At 65.1% G+C, this 20,540-nt stretch carries 25 protein-coding genes and 1 tRNA gene; 19 read left to right on the forward strand and 7 right to left on the reverse strand.

All coding sequences use genetic code 11. The features are described 5' to 3' along the window. The first annotated feature begins 152 nt into the window (after positions 1–152). From ACFWFP_RS19955 to ACFWFP_RS20005, 11 genes are all read left to right on the forward strand, one after another. Positions 153–1,382 carry a condensation domain-containing protein gene (locus ACFWFP_RS19955; RefSeq protein WP_379297076.1) on the forward strand — a complete coding sequence of 410 codons (1,230 nt, stop codon included), beginning with the start codon at positions 153–155 and terminating at the stop codon, positions 1,380–1,382. A gap of 37 nt (positions 1,383–1,419) precedes the next feature. After that, the gene (locus ACFWFP_RS19960) at positions 1,420–1,668 is read left to right on the forward strand and encodes a phosphopantetheine-binding protein (RefSeq protein WP_379297077.1); all 249 of its coding nucleotides are present in this window, start codon (positions 1,420–1,422) and stop codon (positions 1,666–1,668) included. An 83-nt stretch (positions 1,669–1,751) separates the two neighbouring features. After that, positions 1,752–2,489 (forward strand): class I SAM-dependent methyltransferase, encoded by a 738-nt coding sequence (locus ACFWFP_RS19965; protein ID WP_379297079.1) that lies wholly within the window; start codon positions 1,752–1,754, stop codon positions 2,487–2,489. Between the two features lie 182 nt (positions 2,490–2,671). After that, positions 2,672–3,736: a radical SAM protein gene (locus ACFWFP_RS19970; RefSeq protein ID WP_379297081.1), complete on the forward strand. Its 1,065-nt coding sequence runs from the start codon at positions 2,672–2,674 to the stop codon at positions 3,734–3,736. Further along, positions 3,736–4,869, forward strand: a complete 1,134-nt coding sequence (locus ACFWFP_RS19975; protein ID WP_379297083.1) for a mandelate racemase/muconate lactonizing enzyme family protein — start codon at positions 3,736–3,738, stop codon at positions 4,867–4,869. Before ACFWFP_RS19970 ends, ACFWFP_RS19975 begins: the two co-directional genes overlap by 1 nt. After that, positions 4,862–5,530 carry an HAD family hydrolase gene (locus ACFWFP_RS19980; protein ID WP_379297085.1) on the forward strand — a complete coding sequence of 223 codons (669 nt, stop codon included), beginning with the start codon at positions 4,862–4,864 and terminating at the stop codon, positions 5,528–5,530. Before ACFWFP_RS19975 ends, ACFWFP_RS19980 begins: the two co-directional genes overlap by 8 nt. Next, entirely contained in the window at positions 5,521–6,147 is a 627-nt protein-coding gene (locus ACFWFP_RS19985; protein WP_379297087.1) for a GGDEF domain-containing protein, read from the forward strand. Before ACFWFP_RS19980 ends, ACFWFP_RS19985 begins: the two co-directional genes overlap by 10 nt. A gap of 274 nt (positions 6,148–6,421) precedes the next feature. Next, the gene (locus ACFWFP_RS19990; protein WP_379297089.1) at positions 6,422–6,610 is read left to right on the forward strand and encodes a hypothetical protein; all 189 of its coding nucleotides are present in this window, start codon (positions 6,422–6,424) and stop codon (positions 6,608–6,610) included. Next, on the forward strand, positions 6,607–8,727 hold the full coding sequence (locus ACFWFP_RS19995) for a phosphoketolase (RefSeq protein ID WP_379297091.1): 2,121 nt from the start codon (positions 6,607–6,609) through the stop codon (positions 8,725–8,727). Before ACFWFP_RS19990 ends, ACFWFP_RS19995 begins: the two co-directional genes overlap by 4 nt. 1 nt (position 8,728) lies before the next feature. Next, the gene (locus ACFWFP_RS20000) at positions 8,729–9,544 is read left to right on the forward strand and encodes a class I SAM-dependent methyltransferase (protein ID WP_379297093.1); all 816 of its coding nucleotides are present in this window, start codon (positions 8,729–8,731) and stop codon (positions 9,542–9,544) included. Between the two features lie 93 nt (positions 9,545–9,637). Further along, the gene (locus tag ACFWFP_RS20005; protein WP_379297095.1) at positions 9,638–10,483 is read left to right on the forward strand and encodes an IS630 family transposase; all 846 of its coding nucleotides are present in this window, start codon (positions 9,638–9,640) and stop codon (positions 10,481–10,483) included. A 740-nt stretch (positions 10,484–11,223) separates the two neighbouring features. Here the strand turns inward: ACFWFP_RS20005 and ACFWFP_RS20010 are convergent. Beyond that, entirely contained in the window at positions 11,224–12,450 is a 1,227-nt protein-coding gene (locus tag ACFWFP_RS20010; RefSeq protein ID WP_379297097.1) for a helix-turn-helix domain-containing protein, read from the reverse strand. Positions 12,451–12,728: 278 nt separating this feature from the next. On the opposite strand from ACFWFP_RS20010, the gene ACFWFP_RS20015 reads away from it, so the two are divergent. The 6 genes from ACFWFP_RS20015 to ACFWFP_RS20040 all read left to right on the forward strand — a co-directional run bounded on the left by ACFWFP_RS20015 (position 12,729) and on the right by ACFWFP_RS20040 (position 14,773). Next, a complete protein-coding gene (locus ACFWFP_RS20015) occupies positions 12,729–12,962 on the forward strand; it encodes a winged helix-turn-helix domain-containing protein (RefSeq protein ID WP_379297099.1) in 234 nt (77 codons plus the stop codon). A gap of 2 nt (positions 12,963–12,964) precedes the next feature. Beyond that, positions 12,965–13,204: a hypothetical protein gene (locus ACFWFP_RS20020; RefSeq protein WP_379297101.1), complete on the forward strand. Its 240-nt coding sequence runs from the start codon at positions 12,965–12,967 to the stop codon at positions 13,202–13,204. Continuing rightward, complete coding sequence (locus tag ACFWFP_RS20025) at positions 13,201–13,446, forward strand: hypothetical protein (RefSeq protein WP_379297103.1); 246 nt, start codon at positions 13,201–13,203, stop codon at positions 13,444–13,446. Before ACFWFP_RS20020 ends, ACFWFP_RS20025 begins: the two co-directional genes overlap by 4 nt. Positions 13,447–13,509: 63 nt before the next feature. Next, positions 13,510–13,737 carry a hypothetical protein gene (locus ACFWFP_RS20030; protein ID WP_379297105.1) on the forward strand — a complete coding sequence of 76 codons (228 nt, stop codon included), beginning with the start codon at positions 13,510–13,512 and terminating at the stop codon, positions 13,735–13,737. Next, entirely contained in the window at positions 13,689–14,144 is a 456-nt protein-coding gene (locus ACFWFP_RS20035; RefSeq protein ID WP_379297107.1) for a hypothetical protein, read from the forward strand. Before ACFWFP_RS20030 ends, ACFWFP_RS20035 begins: the two co-directional genes overlap by 49 nt. Before the next feature lie 269 nt (positions 14,145–14,413). Beyond that, entirely contained in the window at positions 14,414–14,773 is a 360-nt protein-coding gene (locus ACFWFP_RS20040; protein ID WP_379297687.1) for a DUF732 domain-containing protein, read from the forward strand. A gap of 58 nt (positions 14,774–14,831) precedes the next feature. Here the strand turns inward: ACFWFP_RS20040 and ACFWFP_RS20045 are convergent, their stop codons facing one another. The 4 genes from ACFWFP_RS20045 to ACFWFP_RS20060 form a co-directional block, all read right to left on the reverse strand. Beyond that, the gene (locus tag ACFWFP_RS20045) at positions 14,832–15,203 is read right to left on the reverse strand and encodes a hypothetical protein (RefSeq protein WP_379297109.1); all 372 of its coding nucleotides are present in this window, start codon (positions 15,201–15,203) and stop codon (positions 14,832–14,834) included. Then, positions 15,200–15,613 carry a hypothetical protein gene (locus ACFWFP_RS20050; protein ID WP_379297111.1) on the reverse strand — a complete coding sequence of 138 codons (414 nt, stop codon included), beginning with the start codon at positions 15,611–15,613 and terminating at the stop codon, positions 15,200–15,202. The genes ACFWFP_RS20045 and ACFWFP_RS20050 overlap by 4 nt, the downstream gene beginning before the upstream one ends. 272 nt (positions 15,614–15,885) lie before the next feature. Beyond that, positions 15,886–16,425: a hypothetical protein gene (locus ACFWFP_RS20055; RefSeq protein WP_379297113.1), complete on the reverse strand. Its 540-nt coding sequence runs from the start codon at positions 16,423–16,425 to the stop codon at positions 15,886–15,888. Between the two features lie 342 nt (positions 16,426–16,767). Next, positions 16,768–16,852 (reverse strand) — tRNA-Leu (locus tag ACFWFP_RS20060). Positions 16,853–17,199: 347 nt separating this feature from the next. Here ACFWFP_RS20060 and ACFWFP_RS20065 point away from each other — a divergent pair. Further along, entirely contained in the window at positions 17,200–18,315 is a 1,116-nt protein-coding gene (locus ACFWFP_RS20065; RefSeq protein ID WP_379297115.1) for a DUF6670 family protein, read from the forward strand. A 66-nt stretch (positions 18,316–18,381) separates the two neighbouring features. Here ACFWFP_RS20065 and ACFWFP_RS20070 read toward each other — a convergent pair whose 3' ends face one another. Both ACFWFP_RS20070 and ACFWFP_RS20075 read right to left on the reverse strand, forming a co-directional pair. Further along, positions 18,382–18,774, reverse strand: coding sequence for a hypothetical protein (locus ACFWFP_RS20070; RefSeq protein ID WP_379297117.1), 393 nt, complete (start codon positions 18,772–18,774; stop codon positions 18,382–18,384). Between the two features lie 168 nt (positions 18,775–18,942). Beyond that, complete coding sequence (locus tag ACFWFP_RS20075) at positions 18,943–19,842, reverse strand: NAD(P)-dependent oxidoreductase (RefSeq protein WP_379297119.1); 900 nt, start codon at positions 19,840–19,842, stop codon at positions 18,943–18,945. A gap of 64 nt (positions 19,843–19,906) precedes the next feature. On the opposite strand from ACFWFP_RS20075, the gene ACFWFP_RS20080 reads away from it, so the two are divergent. After that, the gene (locus ACFWFP_RS20080) at positions 19,907–20,311 is read left to right on the forward strand and encodes a MerR family transcriptional regulator (protein ID WP_379297121.1); all 405 of its coding nucleotides are present in this window, start codon (positions 19,907–19,909) and stop codon (positions 20,309–20,311) included. Positions 20,312–20,540: the final 229 nt, after the last annotated feature.

Raw genomic sequence — 20,540 nt, forward strand, 5'->3', positions numbered from 1 at the left:
GATTTCAACCATTCGATGCGCTGACCAGCTGTGTCTATAACTGCACCATGACACATGGTCCTCGATACGGCCCGTTGAGTTGGCCGCAGAGTGATTATTTCTCGACATGGCGACTTCGTCAGCCAGCTGGAGTAACGGGCGCCGGTATCAATGTGAACACAACCGTGGCGACTCACGGCCTGACTATCGACGGCGCGGTCGAGTCCCTCCGTCTGCTTGTCAGCAGACACGAGGCATTGCGAACCCGCTTCGCATTGTCCGGAGCCGATACTGTAGAACAGCATGTAGATGCGGCACCGAGTACGCCTGCTGAGCTGGAAAAAGTGATCGAGGTGACTACCCCCGCGCGTGCTGCGGCAGATTTCGCGGAAGCGAAGCGCACAGTCTTCGATCTTGACAGGCATTGGCCGTTCAAGGCGATCTTCTCAGAAGCCAACGGTAGTGTTCGCGAAATCGGACTGGTGGCCGATCACGCCGCTCTGGACGACTGGGGTGTCAAGGTCGCCCGTGAGGATCTCGAGCTGATCACGCAGTACGGCAGCGTAGACAAGTTGGCATCGCAAGTAAGTCAACCCCTGGACGAGGTGGCCTGGCAACAGTCGGATGCCGGGGGTCGTCACCTCGAGCAAGCGCTCCAGTACTGGACTGGCCAGCTGCGGCAGTTGAACGATGCTCTCGGTGTGCCACGACAACTCGTCGCCCCATCATCGCGCCAGCTCGATTCGCGTCCGTTCCTTTCGGCGTTTATCGCGTCGGCTCGGCTGCCCGATACCGCAGAGCGAGTCGCCGCCGCACTGCGGGTGCCCGTATCGTCGGTGTTCCTCGCGGCATTCGCGATCGCCGTGTCCAGGGTGACGGCATCGGCAGCAGTGGGAGTGCACGCTCATGTTGTCAATCGACTTCGTGGACCTCAACAAGCCTCTGCGAGCAACATGTTCATGCGTGCTCCCGTGGTCGTGAAAGATGCTCCCCTCTCCCGATTCCGGGATGTCGCGGCCGCAGCCTTTGCGCAGCAGATCCGCGGAAGCAACTACTCGAATCTCGAACGCGGTGCCCTCGAACGAGTTCGAGAGATCGAGCTCTCCGATGAACACTCACTCGTTCTATCCGAGGCCTGGTTCAACTTCCAGAACGCCACTGTCTTCGGGACCGATGAAATTCCATCGGGGCAGCTGTCCGGATCAGGTGAAATTCCACTGGATCGTGTGCATTATCGCCCCGGACATTCTCAGGGGCGGTCGTTCATGCTGAAGGTAAAGCACTGGCGTGAGCGGGTCGTGCTCGACATCAGCTGGCGCGCAGACCTACTCGAGAACGCTGCTGCGACGGAAGTCCTGACCGAGACGGTTCGGATAGTGAACGACGTCGACCGAGCGTTGTGAAACCGGCTGGGCCTCAACGCCATCTCAGGAGTCATTGATGACACACGACCAGAACTTCGAGACAATTCTGCAGGAATCGCTTCAGCGGTTCGGACTGGGTGAGAACCTGGACTCCGAGACCGATCTCTTCGCTCTTGGCTTGAATTCGCTCGATATCGTCAACCTACTAGTTACGCTGGAGTCCGCGTATGCGGTGCGATTTCCTATCACCTCGCTGGATCCGCTGAGCTTCAGAACGCCGGCCTCCATCTGGAGGGTTCTGACGGAGCTGAGCGCGAAACAGTGATGAGGCAAGGGAGGGGAGCCGCGCCACCTGAGGGGTGGCGACGACATTCGGGGGATCGGACAGGCCCAACGCCGGGTGGCGACATGTACGCGACGCGCGGATCGGGATACACCGTGCACCGCGCACCCGATCCAACGGTCGAACGTCTGGTGAGGCGTGCGCTGGGCGATGCGCGCACCGTCGTCAACGTCGGTGCCGGCTCAGGATCCTATGAGCCGTCCGACCGCGTGGTGGTGGCAGTAGAGCCTTCGTTGACGATGATCCGGCAGCGGTCTCCGTTGTCGGCATCGGTGGTACGCGCTCGCGCAGAGGACTTGCCGATACCGGACAAGGCATTCGACGTTGCGATGGCGACGATGACGGTTCATCTCTGGGGCGACGCGGAGCGAGGGCTCGCCGAGCTGCGCAGGGTGTCGAACCGTCAGGTCGTTCTGACTTGGGATCAGTCGGTCATGAACCGATTCTGGCTTGTCCGTGACTATTTTCCTGATATCGCTGTGCGCGAAAGCGGGCTGGCGGCGTCATCGTTCATAGAATCGGCGCTAAATAATATGGGGGCCGATGTTCGATCCACCGTTGTCCCGGTTCCCTCGAACTGCACAGACGGTTTTCTCGGTGCGTACTGGCGACGTCCCCGCGCGTATCTGGACGACAGTGTCAGGAGATCGATATCGATCTTTCACGCGCTGGACGGCGGTGTTATCGCCGCAGGCGTCGAAAAGTTGGATGACGATCTTCGCAGCGGACGATGGACCGAGGACCAGCGGAACCTACTCGGTCTCAGGGATCTCGACCTCGGTTATCGCCTGCTCTGTACGTAGCCGACCGACCGTTCGAAACGTGACTGCTTCGGTCAGGTGTTGGGGTTGAACAGTCGCACGGGCCGCACCGACTGTCTTGCTGAGTGCACGTATTACAGACAGCCGTCGAATCGTGGGCGCCGAAGTTCTCGGAGCGGCTGCGAAATACATAGCAATGCAACGGAAATGAAGGAGGGGTAGCTATGCTGAAGAGTACAGCCCACGCGGATCGGTTAGCCAGCGAGTGGGGAATCGGTGCCGAGGACATCGTGCTGATCGCGTTGAACGCGTGCGGGCTCGATGCCGATATCGACGTGTCGCGGTTGAGGTTCCGGCTGCGGCTGCGGTCGCGGCCGGACGTACAGCTGTACATGATTCTCTCGCTGGGGCGTCGCCGATCGCCATTTCGCCTGGATGGCAAGCGGATACTTCTAGACGGCGACCCCATAGCCGATATCGACGCCGACGAAGCCGACGACGCCGTGTTGGGATACTGGCGCAACGCCGGTCGCGTTCTCACGCTGAACTCGAACGCGCGGAGCGCCTGTACTGGGTGCGTGTTCTGCCCGAACACGCTCGAGGAAGCCAACGACCCGCCACTGGGGTTCGATGATCTGGCCACCTACTTCGCGACGCTGGCCGCCGAGCGTGGAGAGCCTGACCTGGCCGGCGTCGAGAAGATCACCGTGTGTACCGGCTGCTTCCGGTATGAGGACATCGCACTGAAGCATCTGAGGCAGGTACGCGAGGCGATGAGCGCGCACAACTGCGGCGGTGATCTGCATTTTCTGTCGAGTGTGCTGACAAGCAGCGCGGGCATCGCCGAGGCCGCGCGACTCGGCCCATTCCAGCTGACGATCACCGCTGAGGCGTTCACGAAGCGCAATCTGATCCTGAAGGATTCGAAAGCCTCGGTGTTGCCCGCAGACATGGTGCGCGCGCTCGGTGACGGAGTGACGGCGGGGCTGCGCACCGACTTCACCTACATCGTGGGCCTGGATCCGCTGGACGTGATGGAACGCTGGCTGCGCGAATTCGTGCCCGTGTGCACGGAGTTCCCGAATTTCCAGGTATTTCAGGCCCATACGGCGCTGATGGACGTCTACGTTGCCGATGGCGCACGCGACATCGAGTACTACCTGGCAGCGCGGCGCACGATCGAGGAACTGTTCGGACCGACCGGACTGCGACCGTTGCCGTGGGAGAACTACCGGCCGCTGTGGTATCTCAGCTTCGCCGACGAGCCGTTGGTCGGGGAGCGGATCTGATGGGCGGCCCGACGATCGCCACGGTGACCACGCGGTCGCTCCCACCGGGACCGGAGCAGGCTTCCGAATACGATGTGCTGCCCGACTGGGCCACACCGGCACGACGATCACCGGCCGGACGAACATGGCCGGAGCACATGGTGCGGTACGCGGTCGAAGTGGTCGATACCAGTGGCGCGACCGGGTGGTTCGGGCCCGTGTCCGCCAGCGTCGCGACCGTGGTGCGTGATCAGGTCGCCCCCGCCGTCCACGGCTGTGACGCCGACGCTTGGCGGGTGCTGGCATCGCCGGTGCTGTCCGGGCGGCACGTCAGTGGTGCGCTGGTGCGACTGGCGGTGTCGGCGGTCGAGCTGGCGACGTGGGACCTGCGCAGCCGCCGCACCGGTATCGCCGTCGGGGCGCTCGTCGGCGGACAGCGCCGAGCTCTCGTCCCGGTCTACGCATCGGCGCTGGGCATCGACATCGATCACCCGCTGGCACCGGATATCGCCCGCTGGGTCGCCGACACCGGATTCTGGGCATCGAAATGGTCGCTGCCCGGCGTGGATCGAGATGAGCCGCCGCAGGCGGACGCTCAGCGATTGCGCCGGTTGCGCGAGGCTGTCGGTGAACGTCCACGGCTGTGTGTGGATGTCGGCGGACGGTGGCCGCGAGACTACGCACGGCAGATGCTGCCGGTGTTGGCCGAGGTCGGCGTGAGCTGGGTGGAGGAGCCCGGCGACATCCCGACCTCGGAGCTCGCGGCCCACGGTGTGGCACGGGCAGGCGGCGAGCACGATTACGACCCAGTCGATCAACTGCGTGCGCTATCGGGCGAGGTGCAGATATGGCAACCGGACCCCACTTGGTGTGGCGGCCTCGCACACACGCTGTCGATGGTGGAATTAGCTGGGCTGCAAGGTATCCGCACCCTGCCTCACGGTGCCGGAACGGCGGTCGCGCTCGCCGTCGCCGAGGCCACCACCGCGCAGCTAGTCCCTGCGATCGAATACCACCTGACGCTCGAGCCGCTTCGTCAGGCAATTCATCTCGATCCGCTGATTCCGGTGTCCGGTGCGCTGGTACCTCGCACAGCACCGGGCCTGACCGGCGGGTACCGGTTCACTGCGACCGAGGTCGGTGCCAATGTATGAGCAGGTCCGCGCCGTATGTTTCGACATCGGGGGGGTGCTCGTGCGGCTGCCACGCGGCGCACTCGCCACAGAGCTTGCTGCGCTGCTGGGCAGCGACCTCGAGCGCATCCGCGATCTGCTGATCGAGCACGGTAAAAAGCGCCGCACGTCGGTGCCCCGCCTCGCGCAGATCCTGACAGAGGGCAGCTCGGCTCCCGAGGCCACGGCAACAGTACAAGCGGTGCTGCGGCAGCGGCTGGCCGACATGGCCAGCCCTCCACTGTTTCCGGACGCGTTGCCCACCCTCACCGCCGTCGCGAACCGCGGGTATCGGATCTGCCTGCTGTCCAACGCGATCGGCCCCGACCCGGATGCTCCGACGCCGACCTGGGGCGCCGTCAAGCACGTCGAGCAGGTCCTGCAGAGCTGGCAGATCGGTGCGTGCAAGCCCGCGCACGCGGCATTCCTCGCGGTAGAGAAGGCGATGGATCTCGCACCGTCGGAGCTGGTCATGGTCGGCGACAGCGCCCGATTCGATATCGATGGTGCACTGTCGGCGGGTTGGTCGGCGATTCACCTCGTGCGCGATCCCGCAGCCCCAGCCCACTCCGGCGTGCCCAGGATCGGTGCGCTGATCGACCTGATCCCCCTTCTCACCAACGAGGAAGTGCCATGCCTGTGATGCCTTTCGACGAAGTGCCGTGCCGGGCCGATTGGTTGACCGTAACCCGGTACGACCCGGCGACCGGGTTAGTCGCGTTCCCCGACCTGTACCCGGTCGCTCTGGCCGAGGCCCTCCACACCGCAGCCGCCACGAGCAAGGCGCTGGGCGTGGCCATCGGTGACGTCGATGACCTCAGCGTGCACATGGAACGGGTAAACGCGAGTGACCCCGACAGCTTCGGCCATCTGGCGGGCGCTACGGTCATGGCCCAGCTCGGGCAGGTAGCTCGTGCCTGGTTTGCCGAAGCTGTCCCGTCCGGATGTGTGGCGACCTTCGGCGGAGACGAAGTCATCGTGGTCGCCACCGGCCTCACCCACCAACGGTTCACCGACGCGATCAACGACCTACGTGACCGCTGTACCGCAGAACTGCCGTGCACCGTGTCGTTCGCGACCGCCGTGGTGGAGCCGGATCTGCTGTGGCCCACCAGGGATCCGGTCAGACAGGGCAAACTGCTTTTGGCCCGGCTCGATAGGGCTCTGTTCGACGCGAAGGCCGCCCGGCACGCGGTCGGCGGGCCGGGCGGCAGTGTGGTACAGGTGGACTCGAACGAGGTGGTCTGTGATGCTGCCTGAGCTGCCCACCGGCTCGATCACCACAGTCGGGGTCGTATGTGAGAGTCATGGCCGAACCGTGGTGGTACTCGACTATGCGGCTCCCCGGGGACCTCGTCGTGGAAGTCGGTATCGCGTCGACCCTGTCGATACTGAATCCGGAGCCTCCAACGGATGCACCCGTGTGGTGCTCAATCTCGGTGGCCGCGCTGCCTTGCGGCCACCGCCGTGGTCCCCGCAGCGAGGGGAAGTGAGATTGCGGTTGCGGGCTTTGCCCACCCGGAGCACACACCGGATGCCCGCAGACCTGACCGCTGCGCTGCAGATCGCCCAGCTGAGCACTGACCACCTCAGCGGACCAGAACTCGAGCAGATGGTGGAGATGATCGTGGAAGCCCGTGTTCCTGCTGTGCGATCAGCGCGTGTCGAAGCGGTGGTCGCTGCGATCGCCGCGGCCATCGACCCCACGGAAGCGCACCGATGAGCGACTGGGCACACCGCATCGCCGATATCGCAGCCGCGGTGGCCACCGACGAGGTCGACGTTGCGCGCCGCGCACTGGACTATCTATGCCTAGCGCAGCTATATCTTGCCGACAACATCACTCTCTCCGACGCGCTATCACCCGAGCACGTCAAAGCCTCACCGGCCGGGCACTGGGGTGTGTGCCCCCCGGTAAACGCCGTCCTTGCCGCGCTGGGTCCCTACCGGCAGCTGTCCGGCACCGACGTGCGGGTGGTGCACGGCGGCGGGCACGCGGGTCCATCCGCGTTGGCGCAGGCGTGGATTGCCGGTTTACTCGACACCGGTCCGGATGGTTTCGGCCACAGCGCAGATGGGCTGCGCCGACTGTGTGCGCAGTTCCCGCGCACCCGGTTCGGGTCGGAAATCACCCCGCTGATCCCTGGTCATGATCACGTCGGCGGACAACTCGGACCCGCCTTGGCGATCTCGCACGGGATGGCCCTCGACAGCCCGGACCGGCTAGTAGTGACGCTGATCGGCGATGGTGAATGCGAAACCGGTGCTACCGCAGCTGCCTGGCTTGGTGCTCACGCGCTGATCGGTACCGGGGGGCATGGTCGGGTCCTTCCGGTGGTGCTGGCCAACGGCCTGCGGATGGGAGGCACCTCGCTACTGGCGGGACTCGGCGCCGAGGCACTCGAACAGTATCTCGGTGCGCTGGGTTATCGGGTGATCACCGCGGGCCAGGACAGCGGTGAGATCATCACGGCCATGGCCTCTGCTCTGGCTGGTCTCGCCCCGCTGCAGCACGGCCCTTCGACAGTGCTGGTTGTCACCGTCGACAAGGGGCACGGAGTCCCCGAAACCGTCGGCGGGACGCCAGTCGCCAAGACACCGCGGGTACACAAGGTCCCGCTGCGCGACCCGGCAGGCAACGCCGCGGAGTTCGCCGCGTTGCAGCAGTGGCTTGCCGGGTACCGGCCCGGCGATTTGTTCACCGCCGACGCGGCGCCGAGCTACGCCGTCGCCAAGATTCTGACCCCGGCCCGGCGCGCCGCGCCGACGGCGGTTACCGCGCCACGGCGCTGTCTAGCCGCCTCTCGGACGGCCGCCGAACGGGTTGCCGGACAGGATTTCGGGGCCGGAATCACCCGCACCCTGCGGGATCTGAACTCCGCGTATGGGTTGCGCGTGTTCTCTCCCGATGAGCTGACTTCCAACCGGCTCGACTTGGCCTCGCCCTCCGACGCCGAATGGATCGTCGAGGTGCTCAACGAGGAGCTATGCCATGCCTGGGCACAGGGCTATCAGATGGTCGGCCACCGCGCGTTGGTCGCCGGGTATGAGGCTTTCGCCCCGATCACCGCCTCGCTGTTGGCCCAACAAATGATCACGCATCGGCTTGCCGTTGCGGCAGGGCACCAGCCGACTCCTGGCCCTACCTACCTTCTGACAAGCTTGGGCTGGCACAACACAATCAGCCACGCCAACCCCAGCATGGTCGACGTCGCGATCGGGCTCGCCGACCCCACCGTCCATGTGTACATGCCCGCCGACGCACCACGCGCAGCGGCCGCGTGTACCTTCGCGGTCCGCAAACTCGGTCGCGCGAGCCTGATCATCGCCTCGAAACACCCTATGCCAGAGCAGCCGCGCGAAACCCTCGACGCTGAACTGGCCGATGGATACGCGATCTGGCCGCACATTGCCGACGACCCGCACCCAGACCTCGTGCTGGTTTCCATCGGGGACCTCGCGGCTCGCGAACTGTGTCTGGTTGCGGCCGAGCTGCTCGTCGAACGCCCCGGCGCGCGCGTACGCTATGTGCACGTACACGACTTGAGCTGCCTGGGTGCGCCCGGACAGCGTGACGCTGCCATCGACGCCGACACCTTCGATCTGGTGTTCCCGACCGACACTCCGATTCTGGTGGCTGCTATCTGCCGCTCGGCGCCGGTGCACGCCCTTTTCGGTGAGCGCGGTGCGTCCCGCACGATAACGGTGCGCGGCTGGGTGGATCCGCCGTACCCGATGAATCCTACTGAGCTTCTTGAACACACCGGTGTGGCTGCAGCTTCGCTGGGCCGCACCGCGCGCAAACTTCTCGACCACTACGACAGACAAGGAGTCCGCTGACATGCCCTACAACCCTCGCGGCCTTTTCACCGGCACCGCAGCCTATTACGCGGAATATCGGCCTGGTTACCCGCGCCAGATGTTTTCCACCCTGGAGCAGCGCCTCGGGCTCGACAACACCCAGCAGGTTCTCGACCTCGGATGCGGCACCGGCCAGATCGCGATTCCTTTGGCGCCGAGGGTCGCCCATGTTCATGCCGTCGACCCAGACCCGGACATGCTTGTCGAAGGTGCCACACGCGCGGCCGGAATCGCCAATATCAGCTGGCGAGATGGCGATTCCACCCGCGTGCACGACCTCGGCCTTCCGCTCCTGGATGTGGTCACTATGGGCTCGAGTTTTCACTGGACCGACCGTGAAGCACTGCTGGGCACTCTCGGCGAGATATTGCCGCGCACCGGTGTGGTGGTGATCGCCGGCGGCGGACGACCCGGCACGACGCCACCGCCGCCGTGGGACGACGTCGTCACCGAGGTACGCACCAGGTATCTCGGTGCTGCCCGCCGCGCCGGTTCCGGCACCTATCGGCACCCCGAACGCGACCACACCGAAGTCTTGGCCGACTCGGCGTTCTCCGCTATCGAGACCCAGTCCTGGAGATGGTCGGTGCAGCGAACCATCGACTCGATTATTGGGCTGCAGCTGTCGTTCTCTTATAGCGCGCCCACGCTTTTCGGCAGTGCAGACCGGTATACAGCGTTCGAAGCCGACCTTAGAGCCGCGCTGGAGCAGGAGTTCGGTGCGGACGCAGTTCTCACCGAACATTTGAACACCACGCTGATGGTCGCGGCCCGTCCGGGAGCTGTGTCCTCATAACTCGTATCCCGCTCACGAGCCGCATCAATCGATGTGGCAGATGGCATAGTCTCCCGGTGGATTTGAAACCTCGCTGGTCCTGAGCTTGTCGGGTTGAACGCGAAGCTGATGCAGGTGTCGGAATCGTATGTGCGGCAAGTGATCCACGACTTCAACGCCCATGGATTCGAGGCACTCGACCCAAAATGCGGCGGGGGCAGGCCGGCGACGACCGATGAAGCGACACGTGATCGGATCACTCAGATCGCCCGGTGCTGCCTCTGTGACCTGGGCTGGCCGTTCAGTGCGTGGAGCCTGTCGAAGCTGGTGGAAGTGTTGCGACTCAACGGGATCGCTGATATCAGCCGGGAGACGCTGCGCGTGATCCTGAAGGCTGGCGGGGTGTCGTGGCAGTCCACGAAAACGTGGAAGTCCAGCAACGACCCGGAATTCGTCGCCAAGATGAGCCGGGTGCTGGACCTCTACGACAATCCGTACGAAGACGGGCGGGTGATCTGCGTAGACGAGTTCGGGCCGTTGAATCTGCTGCCCCGAGCCGGGCGTGGCTGGTTCGCCGCTGGTCGGCCGAAACGCTTGCGGGCGACCTTCCACCGCACCCAGGGTGTCCGGCACATGTTCGGTGCCCTGGACCTGCGTAGTGGCCAGTTGTACTACCGGATCCGGGACCGGAAACGATGGATGGAGTTCCTGTCGTTTCTGAAGTCGTTGCGGGCCCGCTGGCCGGGCGAGCAAGTGTATCTGATCTGCGACAACTACTCGGTCCGCAAGCGAGCCGAGGTCCAGGCGTGGTGCGCGCGACAACGACGTCGATTTGGTGTTCCTGCCGACGTATTCGTCGTGGCTGAACCGCATCGAGTGCGAGTTCCCCGCGCTGCGGTACTTCGCGCTGAACGGGACCGACCACCGCAGCCACGCCGGGCAGGACGCTGCGATCGGTGACTACATCCGCTGGCGTAACCAGCACGCCGGACCTGTCCGCGACTTCGCGGTCGGCCCGAAGATCCGGCCTCCGGACTGATTACCCAACGTTGCTTGACGCGGCACTAGAAATCACCCCACAGAAACCCCGCAGTTTTGACGGGAATCGACGTGAATTCATGCGAAACGTTGAGAAGAGTAGTTTCTCGAAAGACCTTGGTGCTGAGCATTATTGAGCACTTATGGGAATGGTCTGGACAACTGGAACCCGGGCCAGGTTGTCGCAGGTTCAAATCCTGTGAGTCTGATAGGCCAACACTTCTGTCAGGGTCAGGGCTGTTGTCTACCACTGTGCTGTACTGCACGCTGCTGTTCGCCATCGGTCTGAACCTGCCGGGGTGAGGTCGGCGATTCCTCGCGCGGGGTGGCGACGAAGATCTGTGCGGTTGCGGGCAGTGCATCGGCGACGAGAAGCGGGAGACTCGCCGGCTGCGATCCGTTGGTTGTCGACGGGCAGCTGGTTGGGTGTCTCGCACAACCGATCCGCGTGGCCTCTCGCTGGTACATCTTGCAGACGAAGAAGGCCCCGATCTGATGATCGGGGCCTTCTTTGCGTGTCCGGAGAGCGACTTGAACCGCTACGTTCGCCCTGCTCACGGCCCGCCACCTTGGGATTCCTTGGGGGAGTTCGGGATTCCTTGGGATTGTTAGGGCCGAGGATAGCCCCGTTTGTGGACCGCGTCCACAGCCGGAATCCAGCTCTACGCGGTGACGCCGAGCAGATTCGCCAGCGCCCGCGAGTCCCGCTCGACCATCTTCCCGCCGTGCGTGACGAGCTCCCCCGCGATGGACCGCGCGAGCGGATGGCACCGCATCGACTCCTCGGACACCGAGGCACCAGTGCGCAGTGCGCCGAGCGTGCCGAACCAATCGCGCTGCTGCGCGTATGCCCGGGACAGCTCGAGCCACAGCCGTGCTCGTCGGTCGACGCTCGGCACCGCGTCGGGGTCAACGATGCTCGCCGCGTCGAGTGCACCGCCCGACTTGCGCAACTCGACTTGCACCGACACCGCAGAGATCTCCGTGTTCGCGATGCCGAACAACGTCCACGGGTGCGCCGACCCAGCGGGCAGCGCGCGCGCCATCCCCATCGCCTGGTCGATCCCGCGCAGCGCGTCACCTTCTCGGCCGAGCTTCGCCGCGGTGATCGCGCCGTGCAGGTGGCACGCGCCCCACAATGCTTGCGCCTCCTGGTCGCCGTCGAGGCGTGGCTCGAGCAGCGCGACGGCATCGGTTGCGAGCCGGTATGCGTCGTCCTCGCGGTCGGTCGCGCGCCAGACGTTGCCGAGCACCCAGCTCGCCGCGGCGAGCGTCACGGGGTCGTCTGCGTCCTCGGCCGCCGACATGCATCGGTCCGCGGCGAGCCACAGCAGCGGCGCGTCAGCGACCCACGCGAGCACCTGCTCGGACAGCGCGTAGGCGCCCGACAGTGCGGCAGCGGCGGCGCGACGCTCCTGCCCGTCGAGGGTGCGCACCGCGCGGCGGCCGTCGCGGATGAGCGCGGGCAGCATCGAGCCGGCATCAGCGCGCGGCGTAGTCGAGGTGTGCCACAGTCGCCAGGCGCGCTCGACACGCGCGCGCAGCTCGGCCGGGGTGACCGGCGACTGCGTCGGGGTGAGGTAGACGGTTTCGATCGCTTCGCGGATCGCCGGGACAACGGGGTGCCCGGCACGGCGAGCAACGCCGACGAGCAGCTCGTGATCGCCGGTGATCTCGGTCAGGTCGCGCACGCCGAGAGCTTGCCCGACGCGTAGCAGCATGTCGAGCGGCGGCGGGTTCTTGAGCCTGCCCTTTTCTACGTCGCGTAGCCAGTCGGCAGACCGGCCGACGAGACCGGCCACGACTTCGCGGGACTTGCCCGTGCGCTCGCGGATGTTCTGGATGCGCTCGCCGATCGCCTTCACAGCGAGCTCGTCTGGGGTCGGCATATCTGCCTGCCTTCGCGGGGTCGACTCCTTCGCGGATACCCCCGGCCCGTCGGCCGGGGGCGATGTCCTCCGCGAAGAGGTTCCCCCAGGATAGATGCGTTGTGCCCGTGGGGATGTGGCAATCGTCGAGGTGGGGAGATTCTCCCTACCTGCAAGGTGGGGCGCGGCCACCCGCTGCGACGTTCGCCGACGCGCACGATTCACCTACGCCGCGGCGCCAGTTCCGAGCACCGACTCGCTGGCGCCGGGGCGAATCACTTCGCCTACTGGGAGCATCCATGATTGAGGCTCACGCCCGCACGCTTTCCGCGCTCGCCGATGGCGCGCTCACTGCCGCGCAGATCTCCGAGCGCACCGGGGTGTCGCACACACAGGTCGGCGAGCATCTACGTCATCTCGCCGCCGACGGAATGGTCGCCGGGACCACTGCACGGCCGCGCCTGTGGGGAATGACCGGGCAGGCCCGCGGGTGGGCGCAAACGAGCATCGGACGATCAGCTCTCGGAGCATAGGCATGATCTCGCATGAACTCGCGCAGCACCTCGTCGCCGTCGAGGCCTTCCTCGACCGCGAGGTCCTGGTCGAGGATCACACCGAGCCCGCCTCCCCATTCACTCTCGCGGGCGCGCATCGCGCCTGGCAGCGACACAGGTCGTGCGACCTCGACGCATGCGCGTGCAAACGGGTGGCAATGCGAGTGCTCGCCGACGCAAAGAAGCTCGTGCCCGATCCTCGGATCGAGGGCAAACTGTGAGCGCCCATCGCGCCGAGCTCGACGCACTCGAGGCCGAAGTGAACGCCGCGCTGTCCGCCGTGCCACCGCCGCCGCTGTACAGCCTCGCCGCCCGCCACGCCCTCGAGATCGCCGAGCGTATCGCTCGCGACGACGGGCGACAGCAAGTCGAGCTCGCCGACCTACGTCGCGCGCTCGATCACCCGACCGTCAACCCGGCCGCTCGCCGAGGAGGTGAATCGCCCGGCGACCGCAGGCAGTAGCCAATCAGCTCCGCCCCGCGCGATCATTGACTCACTCACCAGTCCAACCGCCGAGGGAGACCCATGGAAGCCGCGACAGTGTGGCGCTGGAATCCGACCAACGGCACCGGCGTACTCGAAACCGACAGCGGCCGGTACGTGTGGTTTCACGTCAGCGATCTCGACGGCCTCGCTTTCCGCGATGTGCACGAGGGTCTGAGGGTCGACGTCGTGATCGACGAGACACCACAGGACAAATTCGAATGTCGAGCAGCACACGTACGCCCATCGTCACAGCTCTCACAGCACTAGTCGCGACACTCCTCCTCACTGGCACGTCAAGCGCGCAGGTTCCGGAGATCGTCACCTTCACCCACAGCAATCAGTCCGCCACTTTCAAGAAGCACGGCACTTGGACCGGGGACGTTGCTTACGCGTCCGACACCGGATTCAGTAACCGGATGTTCTGGACGCTCGTCCTCGCTCCCGAAGTGCAAGCGATCATCACCGGAAACACGATGGCCTGCACTGCAAGCGTCGACGGGGTATCGAACTATCACGACAATCACTCGCCAGTGCCAGCCGATTACAAATGGCACAGCACGGTGAAGGATCTCGCACTCGATACGCCGTACACGTGGCGTGCAATGTGTGCGTTCGGCACGGCCGAGGGGCCCGGCGAAGTGAAGTTCGCCGTGTCTTTCGTGATGAAGTCCTGACGATTGAGGGCCTCGCCGTTGGGGATTCGGTGAGGTCCTCGCGCGTCATACGCTAACGGCCGGGCATCACCGACCGATCGAACGGTGTACCCACGCCGATCGAGGGGGAAACCTTGAACCAGCCGCCACCGCCGCCTTACCGGCCCGGACCGGGTCAGCCGTACCCGGTGTATCCCCCTCGGCCGCCTAAGAAAAGCAACACGGGCACATGGATACTTCTCATCCTGCTCGGGCTCGTGCTGCTGCTCTGCGGAAGCTGCGCCGTGACGATGCTCGGCGCGTCCGACGATCGAGACTCGACGACCAGGACAACGGCCGCGGTCGCCGCGCCGCCGCCGGTAACCGCGCGCGCTACGACCGTGCGCCCGGCCACGACGACACCGAACGTTTTCACCGACGAGGAGATCTCAGATCTCGCGTTCACGATGGCGCTTGACAAGCAGAACATTCGGTACTCGTCGAAGGAGGCCGCGATCAACCTCGGGCACACGGTGTGTGACGGCCGCGAGAAGGGCGTGAGCGCAACGGCAATCGCGCTGACGATCGCGGAAAAGGGCGGGTACTCTGCCGCCGATTCTGGATACATCGTCGGCGCGGCACAGTCCGCGTACTGCCCCGAGTACAAGTAGGCCAAACGACGAAACGCGCCCCGCCGGATTGGCGGGGCGCGTTCGTGTTTCGGTCGGCCTACAGATCGAATGCCTCGATCGAGTTGACGGCGGGTGACCGAAATTCGGCGTTGAATATCGGGTAGTTGCCCTCGACGAGGAAGCCCCACCGACGGTTCGTCGAGCCGGTCGAGACCAGATTGCAGGTGTCGGTCCAGGTCAGGAAAGACACCCCGTTTCGTAACAGTGTGAACACATTCCCGTTCCGGCGGAACTCGAACAGGTCGGTCGCGACGCCACTGTTAGCAGTGACGGCGCGTTGTGTCTGACCTGGTCCTGTGCGCGGCGGAATCGCCGTACCGCACACTGAATCCGGGCCGATCGGAAACCGGCAGTGACCTGCGGTGAACTCCATTTCATTGCACCTGATACGAAGTGAAATCGCGGTCACGCAGCGTCGGAGAGCAGCGCGCCGGCCTCGTGCTGGGCGATGTGGTTGACCGCGATGTCGTAGGTGTCGAACACCTGCGAGTCCACGAGCCCGCGCGCGTCCATCCAGATCGCCTCGAAACCGCCGGGTACGCGCTCGATCTCGCCGAGTTTCCCGAGCCGAACGAGCCGTCGGCGCCGCGCCTGTTCCAAGTCGAGGACGTGGGCACGCAACCGCGGCAACCTGCCCGCGATAGCCTCGGCGCTCGCCGCGCTCGCCGCTGCCGAGATGTGCCCGTAGCGTGCGTCGGTGATCGCGATCGACGAGTGCCCCGCATCGCGTGACACCACCCAGATCGGCTCGCCGTCCTGTAGGCGCCACGAAATCCCCGTGTGGCGGCTCGTGTACGGCGTCAGCTTCTTGCCCGCCAAGCGCTTCGCCAGGTCCCCGTACCGGGCCCGCAGGATGTCGAAAGACAGCTCGTCCCAGCTGGATCGGCCGGTGAACGGAGTCGGATCGCCAGCGGCGAGCGCGCAACCTCACCATCATCGGCGCCCACCCTTCATCCCAGAACCGAATCGAGGTCACAGGCCGCCCGGTGTGTGACACGAACAGCTGCTCGCTGACGTCGCGATCGAGGTCGAGACGCGCGATCGTTTCCAACGGAATGAACGTCGTGCGGATACCGCGCGCCGACTTCGGATCACCGAGCTTGAGCTTGCCGTTCGCCCACTTCCACGCCTTCGTGATGGACACCGCGCCCGTGTGCCGATTGATGTCGCCGACCTCGCGCGCCTTGCTCGCCCAGTCGGGCCATCGACATCACGCCGAACTCCCACCATGTTCGCCAGAACTCCGTGAGCAGTGCGTCGACGAGCTCGAACTCGTCCTTGTTGAGGTGATCAACCTCGCGTGCGATCCGCTTGGGCAACTTGGTTTCCGCGCAAGGGTTCCACGGGATCAACGGCGCCGGACGATGACGGGCCGCGGAGCCTGTCGCCTCGCACAACAAGCCGTGTATATTGGCGATCGTCTTCGGGGCGTTGCCGAGCTCGTTCGCGAGCCACTCGACCCATGCGACATCCATGTCGGGCGTGACCGCGTCGACCGGCAGGTGCTCGCCGTTGAAGAACGGGGTTATATCGTGGTCGATCATGCGCCGGTATTTGCGCTTGGTCTCCTCCTCGACGCTTTCGCCGAGCAAGTCGACGTGACGGCGAAGCCACGGCGTCAGCATGATCACGTCCGGCGCCGCGGCGAGCTGGGCGGCGAGTACGCGCTCGGCCTCGACGGGGCCGACGCGGTCGAGCAGCTTGGCCCAGCGGATCGCGGCGGCATGGTCGTCGAAACTCTGGGAGGTTGCGACCGGCTCGGGGAGTCCTGGGCGGGGATCCGGTAGCGCACTTGGCTCACGGTCGAGCCGTCCTCGCGAACGCGAATGCGGGGAGTGGTCTTGCGAGGCGTGCCATCGGCGTGGTCCTTCTACTAAGGCCGAATCCCCTCAGATTCCTTAGTTTGTGGATCGCAATGTGCACGCAGAAGGGGCGCAATCTCTCGATTGCGCCCCTGACCTGCTATTTTACTGTGTCCGGAGGGGGACTTGAACCCCCACGCCCTAATACGGGCACTAGCACCTCAAGCTAGCGCGTCTGCCATTCCGCCACCCGGACTTGCTGGTGTGCCAAAAGATTATCCGACGCGCCGTCGGAAACCAAATCGCCTAGCTGACCTGCTGTTTGTTCGGGTTCTGCGCTTGTCGCTGGGATGGGACGGGCGCGGGTTCGAGTGGTCCGCAGTCGGCGCCGTCCACGTGCAAACTGGAGCGCCCGTGGAGCCATCCCATCGCGGTAGCCCGGGTCGGGGAGGGTGAGGGATAACGTTCGGACGCTCTTGACGGCCCGTAGTCCCGCGCGTAATTTACCAATCAGTCACTTCTACCCGTGACTAACGGTTACACACAAGTGGCCTCCATCGGCAGGCGCGAGTCCGGCCGTCCAGCGAAGGAGCAATGGCGCTCATGGAACACCCCACGGCACTTCCTCAGGCAACCGACCGCCGATCGCGCATACTCGATCGCCTCGCACGCCCGATCGTGGAAGCAGTCCTGCCGCGTATCGACTCGCGCGTCGTCGACTCGACCAGGCCGTTCAGGGCGCCGGAGATGATGCGACCGCATGCCGAGTCCCGGCGATGGGCATGGACGCACTACGGGGTGTTCCTCCCTGCGCTACCCGGCCCCCACCGATACCTGAACACGATGACCTTCATCGGCGCGACCGGTGCACTGGCTTTCGACAACGACTATCTCGCCGCCGATGACGCCCGCGACACGGCCACCGTACTGTCGTCCACTGCCGCCGAGGGGCATCACCACTACCGCGCCTACGACACCGGACGCGACTGCTCTTTCGCCGACGACGGCTCCCGCCTCGACTGGGGCCGCGACCTCAGCATCACCGGGGCCTATCCACACTTCCACGTCCGCGGTCAGTACGACGATTTCGATGTGAGCCTCGATATCCGAGCGACGGACCAGGTTTCGTGGTTCGTCCGCACACCCTTCTACGACCACCTCAGCCTGTTCGCGACCGCCACCGGAACCCTGACCGACAAGACCGGGACTGTTGCCATCGATCAGACGCTGTGCACGTTCGAATACGCCCGTTGTATGTCACCGCAAGCGATGACGGCACAGGCGCTCCCGACACAGCGCAAGCTTCCCGTCGACTTCTTCACCTACCAGATCGTCAACCTCGACAGCTCGACGCAGGTGCTGCTGACCGAGGTTCGCGCCGCCGGCGCGGTCGCATGCCTACTGGCACATGTGCGGTGCCTCGACGGGACAACGCGCGTGTACGACGACGTCTCCATGACGGTCCTGTCCTATCAGCCGGAACCGCTGGTCGATCCTCGCGGCCGCCCGATGCGGGTCCCGCAACAACTGCGCTGGCGGGTGCGCGATGCGGCGGGTGCGCAGATCCTGACATTCGATGCCGAAGTCGACAGCCCGCTCCGCTACGGACACGGCCGCGGCTACGTCGGCGCCTATACCTATCGAGGAACGTGGCAGGGCCATCGCTCGGTCACGGGAAGTGGCTACCTGGAGTGGATCGACTGCGAATCGGGGCAGTGACCTCGGCGCAAGCCACGCGATTCGGCATCCACGGCGTTACTCGACGCCGTGGAGCTGTCCGCTCCGTCAGGGCGCATCCAACACACTTGCCGGGACCCCATAGGGCAGAAACCGCACCCGTCGGCGATCGTCGGTGTTGTCGCGATGCGCGCGCAATGCCTCGAGTTCGGTGGGAAAAACCTGGTCGACGCTGGCCTGGCCGGTGTCGTCGATGCTGAAGATCGCCCACACCCCGCTGCCGGTGTCACCGGTGGTCTCGCCCTCGGGCATCGGTGGACGGGGCCGCTCCGGCTGGAAGAACTGACCGAACAGCGACGTCAGCGAACCGACATCGGCACGATCTACGCGGTTCAGATAATCACCGGCTTTTCCGAGCAGGTCGCGAAGTTCGGTCCCTGCCTCGCGCAGTGCGCGTTCGAAATCTTGCGGATCGATGCCGAAAGGTTCATTGGTAGCCATCGCTCTGCTCCTGGGGACGAGTTGGGTGCTACGTCCTCAGTGTCCTCGCGAAACGACGACTTCGCCACGACGATGGTCGGCCTCGTCGCGCGGCGCCCCGACAGCGAAGCTCCGAGTGCAGGGCCCGGCCCAAGGGATTGGCGGCCAGCGCGTAGGTTCCGTGTACGGTCACGAACGGGGCCTTGCCTTCTTGAGCAGCTCGTAGATGGCGAAGTAGTTGTGGCTGCCATGCCCCTCGGTGACGGCGAGTTCCTTCATCAGCCGCGGATGGTCGGAGTGGACGCCCTGTTCTTCGCTGGCGCGGGTGATGTGTTCCAGCGCATTCAGATTCATCGCCAGGGTACCCAGGTCACCTGGGTAGTCGGCGGCGTCCAGATCGGGCGCCTGCTCGGCCAGGGATGCGTAATCGACCACGGTCGGCATGAACCAGCCGAGGGCGAGCTCGGCGAACTTCTGCGCCGAGACGTTCGCGGAATCGAGTAAAGCGGTGGCATGGAGCCAGCCGTTGATGGTCGCGTACATCATTTCGAGCAGGGCGGTGTTGTAGAGCACCGCCAGCCCGATATCGGCACCGAGATAGCGCGGGTCGCCCATGCCTGCCAACGTCGTTCGGTGCCGATCGAAGACGCCTTGGTCGCCGCTGTACAGAATCACCGCGCCGGGTTCGCCCACCAGTGGTGGCGGGACCATGATGGCGCCCTCGAGATAGTCGATGCCGCGCTCGGCCGACCAGGCGAGGGCCGCACGCGCTTCGGACGGCGTGCCGGAGCTGAGGTTCACCAGGACCTTGCCTTCGAGCTCCGCGGCAGCGCGGTCCAGGAACCGATACATGGTCGTGTAGTCGTTGAGGCACACGATGGTGATCGTGCTCGCGGTCGCCGCCTCGGCCACGGTTCGCGCCTGCTGCGCGCCCTGCGCGACCAGTTCGTCGGCCTTGTCGGGTGTGCGGTTCCAGACGGTGAGGCAATGCCTCTGCTTCAACAATGCTCCGCCCAGCGCCAGACCCATGGGGCCCAGCCCGACGAGGCTGACGCGGTTGTCCTGCACGGTGTTCGAGGAATGTGTCATGCCGGGTAGGTTAAAGTCTCACATCAATGTGAGAGTCAACTCGGAACTGGGTGGTGATCCGGAAATGCGCATCGGAGCGCTTTCTCGCCGAACCGGCGTCAGCATTCGCCTGTTGCGTTATTACGAGGAGCAAGGCCTGTTACAGCCCGCGCGCGAGCCCAGCGGGTATCGCGAGTACCGCGAAGACGACGTCGGGACGGTACGCAACATCCGTACGCTGCTGGCGGCAGGCCTCAGCACCCACACGATCGCCGAGATGCTGCCCTGCATGGTCGACGACGAACGAGGCCTGGCCCCCGGGTGCCAGGAAATGCTTCCCGACCTTCATCGTCAGCAGAAACGGATCGCCGAGGCGGTAGCCGATCTGCTGGCCGCACGCTCTGTCCTGGACAGCATCGTGGCAGCGGCACTACCGGCTGAGTCCGCCGAGACTGACGGGTGCCGCGCGGCCGAGAACATCGCACCGTGAACCACACCGACCTCGGTCTCGACGGGCGACAGCCAGGACGCTGGATTCACCGCCGAGTGGTTCGGTGACCGACACACCTAGTCCCTGTCGATGGCGGTCTGGCACCGATCCTGATCACAGCCGGAATCCTCGGTGGCGGAACCATGCCGGCCGACTTGTCGTGCCCCGAGCCGAGCGGTTTCGCACGATCGGAGTCGGTGTGGTCGGCGGTCGGCGTGCGGGTGCCACC

This window comes from Nocardia sp. NPDC060249, from assembly GCF_042728755.1.
In the GTDB taxonomy this organism is placed as follows: domain Bacteria; phylum Actinomycetota; class Actinomycetes; order Mycobacteriales; family Mycobacteriaceae; genus Nocardia.

Bases quoted from the DNA above. Each gene is read 5' to 3' on its own strand.
- ACFWFP_RS19960 (WP_379297077.1), top strand. From the start codon at position 1,420: ATGACACACGACCAGAACTTCGAGACAATTCTGCAGGAATCGCTTCAG.
- ACFWFP_RS19965 (WP_379297079.1), top strand. From the start codon at position 1,752: ATGTACGCGACGCGCGGATCGGGATACACCGTGCACCGCGCACCCGAT.
- ACFWFP_RS19970 (WP_379297081.1), top strand. From the start codon at position 2,672: ATGCTGAAGAGTACAGCCCACGCGGATCGGTTAGCCAGCGAGTGGGGA.
- ACFWFP_RS19975 (WP_379297083.1), top strand. From the start codon at position 3,736: ATGGGCGGCCCGACGATCGCCACGGTGACCACGCGGTCGCTCCCACCG.
- ACFWFP_RS19980 (WP_379297085.1), top strand. From the start codon at position 4,862: ATGTATGAGCAGGTCCGCGCCGTATGTTTCGACATCGGGGGGGTGCTC.
- ACFWFP_RS19985 (WP_379297087.1), top strand. From the start codon at position 5,521: ATGCCTGTGATGCCTTTCGACGAAGTGCCGTGCCGGGCCGATTGGTTG.
- ACFWFP_RS19990 (WP_379297089.1), top strand. From the start codon at position 6,422: ATGCCCGCAGACCTGACCGCTGCGCTGCAGATCGCCCAGCTGAGCACT.
- ACFWFP_RS19995 (WP_379297091.1), top strand. From the start codon at position 6,607: ATGAGCGACTGGGCACACCGCATCGCCGATATCGCAGCCGCGGTGGCC.
- ACFWFP_RS20000 (WP_379297093.1), top strand. From the start codon at position 8,729: ATGCCCTACAACCCTCGCGGCCTTTTCACCGGCACCGCAGCCTATTAC.
- ACFWFP_RS20010 (WP_379297097.1), bottom strand. From the start codon at position 12,450: ATGCCGACCCCAGACGAGCTCGCTGTGAAGGCGATCGGCGAGCGCATC.
- ACFWFP_RS20015 (WP_379297099.1), top strand. From the start codon at position 12,729: ATGATTGAGGCTCACGCCCGCACGCTTTCCGCGCTCGCCGATGGCGCG.
- ACFWFP_RS20020 (WP_379297101.1), top strand. From the start codon at position 12,965: ATGATCTCGCATGAACTCGCGCAGCACCTCGTCGCCGTCGAGGCCTTC.
- ACFWFP_RS20030 (WP_379297105.1), top strand. From the start codon at position 13,510: ATGGAAGCCGCGACAGTGTGGCGCTGGAATCCGACCAACGGCACCGGC.
- ACFWFP_RS20035 (WP_379297107.1), top strand. From the start codon at position 13,689: ATGTCGAGCAGCACACGTACGCCCATCGTCACAGCTCTCACAGCACTA.
- ACFWFP_RS20040 (WP_379297687.1), top strand. From the start codon at position 14,414: ATGCTCGGCGCGTCCGACGATCGAGACTCGACGACCAGGACAACGGCC.
- ACFWFP_RS20065 (WP_379297115.1), top strand. From the start codon at position 17,200: ATGGAACACCCCACGGCACTTCCTCAGGCAACCGACCGCCGATCGCGC.
- ACFWFP_RS20070 (WP_379297117.1), bottom strand. From the start codon at position 18,774: ATGGCTACCAATGAACCTTTCGGCATCGATCCGCAAGATTTCGAACGC.
- ACFWFP_RS20075 (WP_379297119.1), bottom strand. From the start codon at position 19,842: ATGACACATTCCTCGAACACCGTGCAGGACAACCGCGTCAGCCTCGTC.
- ACFWFP_RS20080 (WP_379297121.1), top strand. From the start codon at position 19,907: ATGCGCATCGGAGCGCTTTCTCGCCGAACCGGCGTCAGCATTCGCCTG.